Raw genomic sequence first — 7,848 nt, 5'->3', positions numbered from 1 at the left:
CGGGCATTATAAAAGAAATCTATGCTATCGGACTCCCGGCAATTATTGCACAGGCTCTGATGTCTATAATGGTGTACGTGATGAATTTAATTCTGAAGTTCAATCCTTCCGCACAGACAGCCTATGGCTTGTTCTATAAGGTACAGCAGTTTGTTCTTTTCCTTGCATTTGGTCTGCGAGATGCGATCACGCCGATTATTGCATTTGCGTATGGAATGAGAAGTAAAAAAAGAATACAGGATGGCATCAGGTATGGTCTGATCTATACGATAGCATTAATGATTCTCGGCATTGCAATCACAGAGATTTTTCCGGGCGCATTTGCAACGCTGTTTAATGCAGGACAGTCAAGAGAATACTTTATCAGTGCGATGAGAGTAATCTCTATCAGTTTTCTGTTTGCCGGAATCAATGTTGCTTATCAGGGTATTTATCAGGCACTGGAGGGGGGCGTGGAATCGCTGGTTATTTCACTTTTGAGGCAGCTTATTATCATCCTGCCATTGGCTGGAATCTTTTCACTGTTCGTCAGAAATGGACAGATGGGTGTTTCACTGATCTGGTGGGCATTCCCGATTACAGAAGTGATTGCATGCCTGGTCGGTTATGTATTTTTAAAGAAGATCAGAAAAAATAAAGTAGCCGTTTTAAGTTAAGGAGGAATCAGAGATGACAAAAAGAATTATTACAATCAGCAGAGAGTTTGGAAGCGGTGGACGTTTTATCGGGGAAGAAGTTGCGAAAAAACTTGGAATTGCTTATTACGATAAAAATATTATCAATGAGATTGCAGAAAAGTCTGGTTTATCACCGGAATATGTTCTTGAAAATGCAGAATTATCTCCGAAAAAAGGGTTGTTTGCCTATGCATTTGCCGGACGTGATATGACAGGCAAATCGGTGGAAGATATGGTATACGAGGCGCAGAGAAAAGTTATTCTGGCATTGGCTGAGAAGGAACCTTGTGTGATCATTGGAAGAAATGCAGATTATATTCTAAAAGACAGAGATGATGTGATGAATGTATTTATTCATGGGGATATGTCGGAAAAAACACAGCGGATTATGCGTTTACATAATGTAGAAGCACAGGAGGCTGCCAAAATGATGGCAGACACAGATAAAAGGCGTATGACAAATTATAACTTTTACACAGAGCAGAAATGGGGATATGCCGGAAACTACACGTTGTGTCTGAATAGTTCACAGCTTGGATATGACAGATGTGAGAAGATCATTATGGCATGTAGTCAATAACCAGCAGCATACGATTTATATGCAAAATCTGTGAAGCCTGTAAAATGCGGGCTTCACATTTTTTTTACAAAAATTAGCACTCACCTCTTGACAGTGCTAATAATATGTGTTATATTACGCATAGAACAAAAAGGAGGGTGAATGATGGGTATGAGATTTGATGGTTCATCTGATGATGAACATAATATGTATGATGATTTGTTTTACAACTTTCCGCTGAACGCTGTGGGACAAAAACCGAAGGACAAGGATCAGAAGCCGGAGCAGTCGTTCATTGTCCGTAAGTTCAGGGAATGGTTTAAGCGAGACAAGAAAGAAGAAAATTAACACGGCATGAATCAGAGTGCCGTGTTTCATATAGATAACAATATAGAATTAAGTACATTGTTTCCAAAGGAGGCATGAATATGGATTTAAATAAATTTACACAGAAGTCCCTGCAGGCAGTGCAGGATTGTCAGAAACTGGCTTATCAGTACGGGAATCAGAAGATTGAACAGGAACATCTGCTTCTGAGCCTGCTGACCCAGGAAGACAGCCTGATCGACAGACTGCTGGCGAAGATGGGAATTAATCATGAAGGATTTAAGGTACAGGCGACGAAGCTTGTTGAGAAGCTTGTCAAGGTATCCGGCGGCCAGGTTTATGTAGGTGATAACCTGAACCGTACACTGGTACGGGCTGAGGAAGAAGCGAAGCAGATGGATGATGAATATATCTCTGTTGAGCACCTTTTCCTGGCATTGTTTGAGACAGCCGACAGTGATATCAAGACATTATTCAGGAATTTTGAAGTAACAAGAGATGGTTTCCTTCAGGCACTTTCCACTGTCCGAGGTAATCAGCGTGTGACAAGTGATAACCCTGAGGCAACTTATGACAGCCTGAGTAAGTATGCAGAAGATTTGGTAGGCAAGGCAAGAGCCCAGAAGATGGATCCTGTCATTGGCCGTGATACGGAGATCCGTAACATTATCCGTATCCTTTCTCGTAAGACGAAGAACAACCCGGTACTGATCGGTGAGCCTGGTGTAGGTAAGACCGCAGTTATCGAGGGTCTGGCACAGCGTATCGTCAAGGGCGATGTGCCGGATGGCCTGAAGGACAAGAAGATTTATTCTCTGGATATGGGCGCACTGGTAGCCGGTGCCAAGTACAGAGGTGAATTCGAGGAACGTCTGAAGGCTGTTCTTGCTGAGGTCAAGAAGAGCGACGGCGAGATTATTCTTTTCATCGATGAGCTGCATCTGATCGTTGGTGCCGGCAAGACGGACGGTGCCATGGATGCCAGCAATATGCTGAAGCCTATGCTGGCCAGGGGTGAACTCCACTGTATCGGTGCGACAACACTGGACGAGTACAGACAGTACATTGAGAAGGATAAGGCGCTTGAGCGTCGTTTCCAGCCGGTTATGGTGGATGAGCCGACGGTTGAGGATACCATTGCCATTCTTCGTGGCCTGAAAGAGAGATATGAAGTTTTCCATGGTGTTAAGATTACAGATGGTGCCCTTGTGGCAGCTGCAACGCTTTCACATAGATACATTACTGATCGTTTCCTTCCGGATAAGGCGATTGACCTTGTGGATGAAGCCTGTGCAATGATCAAGACAGAACTTGATTCTATGCCGACAGAGTTGGATGAGATTTCGCGTAAGATCATGCAGTTGGAGATTGAGGAAGCTGCTCTGAAGAAAGAGGACGACAAGCTCAGTCAGGAACGGTTGCAGAACATTACCCATGAGATTGCCGAACTGAGAGAAGATTTCAAGGTTCAGAAGGCTAAATGGGACGATGAGAAGCAGGATGTTGAGAAGCTGCAGAGCCTGCGTGAACAGATTGAAGATATGAACAAGCAGATTGAGTTGGCTCAGAGGAATTATGATCTGAACAAGGCGGCTGAACTTCAGTACGGCAAGCTGCCTCAGCTGAAGAAACAGCTGGAAGAGGAAGAGGCGCGTGTCCATGGAGAAGAGAATTCTATTCTTCGTGAACGTGTCACTGATGAAGAGATTGCCAGAATCGTGTCCAAATGGACAGGTATTCCGGTTGCAAAGCTGACAGAGAGCGAGCGTAATAAGATCCTTCACCTGGACGATGAACTTCACAAACGTGTCATCGGTCAGGAAGAAGGTGTATCGAAGGTTACAGAAGCGATTATCCGTTCCAAGGCAGGTATCCAGGATGAGAACAGACCGATTGGTTCGTTCCTGTTCCTTGGCCCTACTGGTGTTGGTAAGACAGAACTTGCCAAGGCACTGGCAGAGAATCTGTTTGATGATGAGAACAATATGGTGCGTATAGATATGAGTGAATACATGGAGAAGTTCTCCGTGTCCAGACTGATTGGAGCGCCTCCGGGATATGTTGGTTATGAAGAAGGCGGACAGCTGACAGAAGCAGTCAGAAGAAAACCTTACTCTGTTATCCTTTTCGATGAGATTGAGAAGGCCCATCCGGATGTTTTCAATGTATTGCTGCAGATTCTGGATGATGGTCGTGTGACCGATTCCCAGGGCAGAACGGTAGACTTTAAGAATACGATTCTGATCATGACGTCAAACATTGGTTCTTCCTATCTGCTGGAGGGCATTGACAGCGAAGGCAATATCAGTGATGAAGCAAGACAGAACACGATGAATGATCTGAAAGCACATTTCAGACCGGAATTCCTGAACCGTCTTGATGAGATCATTATGTTCAAGCCGTTAACGAAGGACAACATCAGCGGTATCATTGATATCCTGATCGGTCGTCTGAATAAGCGTCTTGAGACAAAGGAACTGACACTTCAGCTGACACCGGCTGCAAAGGACTACATCACAGATCATGGTTATGATCCGGTTTATGGTGCACGTCCGTTGAAGCGGTATATCCAGAAGAATGTCGAGACCATGGTAGCTAAAATGATCCTTGGCAATGAATTGGAGCCGGGCGACTGCATCAATGTAGATGCTGATGCCAATGGCCTCACAACAACCACAACACATATTGAAGACTAATGGCGCAGATTGTGTTGGCTGGTAAGTGAACATTTTCCCCAAAAAGGCCCTGTATTTCGGTGAATGCCGAAGTACAGGGCCTTTATTCACATCATGACGATTCTGATAGGATTGTCATGATGCTGTATTTTAGTGTATTTTAGTTTATTGGGCGGTCAGCTGATAAAGACTGTGGTCTTCAGCCGCCGTGTTGGCATTATACAGAAACAGAATATCGGTAACGCCATTGGATTGAATGGTTTCGGAAATATCTTCTGTATAATATCTCGGGTCGATCATGATGATTCTTGCATAGTCAGGAATCAGGAACGGAACAAAACAGTTTGCGTAGGAATCCTTGAAGACCATCAGCACCTTTTTGGATTCGGAAGCGGAATCGATAACGACTTCCGGATGATTGCCGCCAAAGAATACATTGTACTGGCTTTTGGTGGACAGGCTTTGAACGTCAAATACGGAAGCTGATTTGGTATTTTCTGCCGTCAGGCTGACAGTGTAATCTGTGGCCTGATCCGGAAGATACGCATAAATTTCATCCGTTTCTGATGTACGCAGGCCGCTGGAAGCGGACAAAGTACCTTTGAAAGAATCGGAAAGTATTTTTTTGGAATAAGTGGTGCTGTCATTAAGTCCCAGAGTTTTGTTATAGGTCTGGTAGGCGAGTAAGGCCGCATCACTTGTCCAGTGATGGTCGGTTCTGTAGTAAAGCTGAGTTGCTTTGTCGCAGGCGGCAAAAGGCTCAGAAAGATCAATCCAGTTGATGCCGGAAGCAGCAAGGTCACTTTGAAGCTGTGTAAGGAAAGCTTTTTGATCCCCTTTTACAGCTCCGAAAGGGAGTTTTTTGCTGTATATGTTGACGGCCGTAGGGACGATCATAGCATTTAAGGTGATATCTGTTCCTTCTGTAAGCTTGGCAATCCCCTTGTAGCCTTCCAGGAGGGAGGCATATTGCTCATCAGATGGCGTATGGAAATTCTGGATCAGATAACCGCCCTTTGCAAGAAAAATGTCGTTGGATTCAGTTTTTCCCATCATGCGTGAAACTGTGGATTCAAGCGTGATCCATTTGTTTCGAAAAGGAAACTGATCAGCAATATAGGTCTCGAATTCGGATTCAAACTTTCCGGATACCAACGTTGAGAATGTCAGCTTTGGAAATGTCTGGAGTGTACGGTTTTCCATATCAGAGGATGTATGATCCGGCATCAGGATCATGCCGGCGTCCAGGAGGACAACAATAGCAATTGCGGCAATGACCAGAATAGAATGATATTTTTTTCGATTGATTTTATCTTTTCGTTTCTGCATAATCTGTCCTCACTAAAATCTGAAATAAAGGAAAGGGTTGTAAGTACCGTATACAAGGAATGCAATGCTGAGGATACCAAGGAGCAGAAGTACTGCGGAAGTCACTTCAGGTTTCTTTCTGCTGCATCGCACAATATAATTCCTGATCAGCGGTGTTGCACAGAGCACGCCCATGATCAGAATGATGAGATTGTTCCTTATATAATAAAAGAACGCCAGATCAAGGAAGCCCTTGGTGCCGATACCAAATAAAGTGCCGACGTAAGTGCGCATACTGCCAAAGTCCGTGTTGCTGAATAAGACCCAGCCGAACATGACAAGAAGCATGGTATAGATGTGTCGGGCTGCTTTCGGCAGCTTCTTCAACAGAGGAGCAAATATATATTTCTCAAGAATCAGAAGAATACCGTAATAGAGGCCCCACAGGATAAAGTTCCATGCCGCACCGTGCCAGAAACCTGTGAGCACCCATACAATCAGAAGGTTCAGAATATGACGGGGCATAGAAACACGGTTGCCGCCCAGAGGAATATAGACATATTCACGGAACCAACCGGATAATGTCATATGCCATCTGCGCCAGAACTCTGTGATACTGTCTGAAATATATGGAAAATTGAAGTTTTCAGGGAATGTAAATCCCAGCATCTTGCCCATACCAATGGCCATATCACTGTAACCGGAGAAGTCAAAGTAGATCTGAAGGGTGTAGGCAAAAATACCAAGCCATGAAGTCATGATGCTTCTGCTGCCCGAAGCCTGAATGGTTTCGTAAAGCAGACCGAGATTGTTGGCAAGCAGGACTTTTTTGGAAAGACCAAAGAGCAGTCGCTCGATGCCCTGACCGAATTTGGCACGGGATATTTTGCGGTTGGAAAGCTGAAGCTCGATATCTGAATATTTAACGATCGGACCGGCGACGAGCTGAGGAAACATCGTGATATATACAGCAAAGTTCAGCAGGTTTTCCTGAGGCTTGACTTTCTTTCTGTACACATCGATGACATAGGATAATGCCTGGAATGTGTAGAAAGAAATACCAACAGGAAGTGCCAGTGATCTGAATTCAATCTTCAGAGGAAGAATGGCATTGATCATGCTGACAAGGAAACCGGCATATTTAAAAAATCCAAGCAGCAGAAGGTTGACAGCGACTGCAAATATAAGCTGGCGCTTCCGCAAATGAGGATCTTCAAGCTCGCCAAGGACGAGACCGGACATGTAGTTGAAGCCGATGCTCAGGATCATAAGGATGACATATACAGGCTCTCCCCAGGCATAGAAAATAATGCTGGCCGCAAGCAGTACAATGTTTTTGTACTTAAAAGGAAGTACTGAATGGAGGAGCAGTACGATTGGAAGAAAAATAAGCAGGAAATTTAAACTACTGAATACCATAATGTACTTTCAGGGTCTATTTGACGAGACCCATAAAAACCTCCTCCCACGTTGATGCATGCTCAGAAACAGCATAAAAATAATAAGGGCCGACTTTTTTGGTGATGGCATGACCAAGAAGGTCAATCTGGTTAGTGCCGTAGCCGTTAAAGTTGGTCTTTTGTGCGTCCAGTCTGGAAGCAGCCGCTTTTTCAGCTGTTTCCAGAGCGGTTGAGTTATCGGACTTCACGATCAGAAGCTCCGATACATCCATTAGACCATTGCCGCAATAGTAAATAGACCAGTCAAAGAGACTTTCGTCAAGATCAAGATTCTTTCGCATATCACGGGCTGTTCCTTTTTTGAGGGTATTGATACCTTCACATGATACAATATTCTGTTGGACTGTTTCAAAACTGACATTTTTGGCATGACCTGACAGGAGAATGGCAAGAATGAAAATAACAAGCAGGCCGCAGATGATGTATTGGATATATGTCAATTTCTTTAATCTATTCATTGTCTTTTAACCCCGCCATATCTGCCAGATAATTAAACCATAATGGATAAAATGCGGAAACAGGGTGAATACCATCCGCATCATATAATTCCGGCAGTTCTCTTAAAATGAAACCGGAGTCGATAAAGGTGACGTCGAGTTCCTGACATAAAGCTTCAAGTTCTGTATTGTATTCGTCGAGATACCCATAAAATGGCAGACGATCCTGAACACCGTCCTGCGGAGGAAAGATCGCATTGACATAAATCACAGTATGCGGTGTTGCACCTTGGATTTTGGTAATTGCTTCCCTGTAATCAGAGATAAATCCATCCACCTGTGAGCCATAATTCTCGATATCATTGACACCAAAACACATGAAAAGAAGAGATGGCGAAGCATTAA

8 protein-coding genes are annotated in these 7,848 nt (G+C 44.1%); 4 read left to right on the top strand and 4 right to left on the bottom strand.

What is annotated here, in order from left to right:
* The 4 genes from WMO25_RS11705 to clpB form a co-directional block, all read left to right on the top strand.
* Positions 1-656: MATE family efflux transporter (locus WMO25_RS11705; protein ID WP_349085469.1), on the top strand; the 656-nt coding region annotated here is incomplete at its 5' end.
* A 13-nt stretch (positions 657-669) separates the two neighbouring features.
* The gene (locus WMO25_RS11700; RefSeq protein ID WP_349085468.1) at positions 670-1,257 is read left to right on the top strand and encodes a cytidylate kinase-like family protein; all 588 of its coding nucleotides are present in this window, start codon (positions 670-672) and stop codon (positions 1,255-1,257) included.
* A gap of 141 nt (positions 1,258-1,398) precedes the next feature.
* Positions 1,399-1,584 (top strand): hypothetical protein, encoded by a 186-nt coding sequence (locus tag WMO25_RS11695; protein WP_178438246.1) that lies wholly within the window; start codon positions 1,399-1,401, stop codon positions 1,582-1,584.
* A gap of 80 nt (positions 1,585-1,664) precedes the next feature.
* Complete coding sequence (gene clpB, locus WMO25_RS11690; RefSeq protein ID WP_349085467.1) at positions 1,665-4,259, top strand: ATP-dependent chaperone ClpB; 2,595 nt, start codon at positions 1,665-1,667, stop codon at positions 4,257-4,259.
* Positions 4,260-4,403: 144 nt separating this feature from the next.
* On the opposite strand, the gene WMO25_RS11685 is transcribed toward clpB, so the two are convergent.
* From WMO25_RS11685 to WMO25_RS11670, 4 genes are all read right to left on the bottom strand, one after another.
* Complete coding sequence (locus tag WMO25_RS11685; RefSeq protein ID WP_215690364.1) at positions 4,404-5,567, bottom strand: DHHW family protein; 1,164 nt, start codon at positions 5,565-5,567, stop codon at positions 4,404-4,406.
* 12 nt (positions 5,568-5,579) lie between these two features.
* Entirely contained in the window at positions 5,580-6,965 is a 1,386-nt protein-coding gene (locus WMO25_RS11680) for an MBOAT family O-acyltransferase (protein ID WP_227081312.1), read from the bottom strand.
* A gap of 16 nt (positions 6,966-6,981) precedes the next feature.
* Positions 6,982-7,464: a DUF4358 domain-containing protein gene (locus WMO25_RS11675; protein ID WP_349085465.1), complete on the bottom strand. Its 483-nt coding sequence runs from the start codon at positions 7,462-7,464 to the stop codon at positions 6,982-6,984.
* Positions 7,457-7,848: SGNH/GDSL hydrolase family protein (locus WMO25_RS11670; RefSeq protein WP_349085463.1), on the bottom strand; the 392-nt coding region annotated here is incomplete at its 5' end. The genes WMO25_RS11670 and WMO25_RS11675, both read right to left, overlap by 8 nt.

Source organism: Coprococcus intestinihominis (assembly GCF_040096555.1).
Lineage (GTDB): Bacteria > Bacillota > Clostridia > Lachnospirales > Lachnospiraceae > Coprococcus_A > Coprococcus_A intestinihominis.
This window is presented reverse-complemented; position numbering and strand designations above follow the sequence as displayed.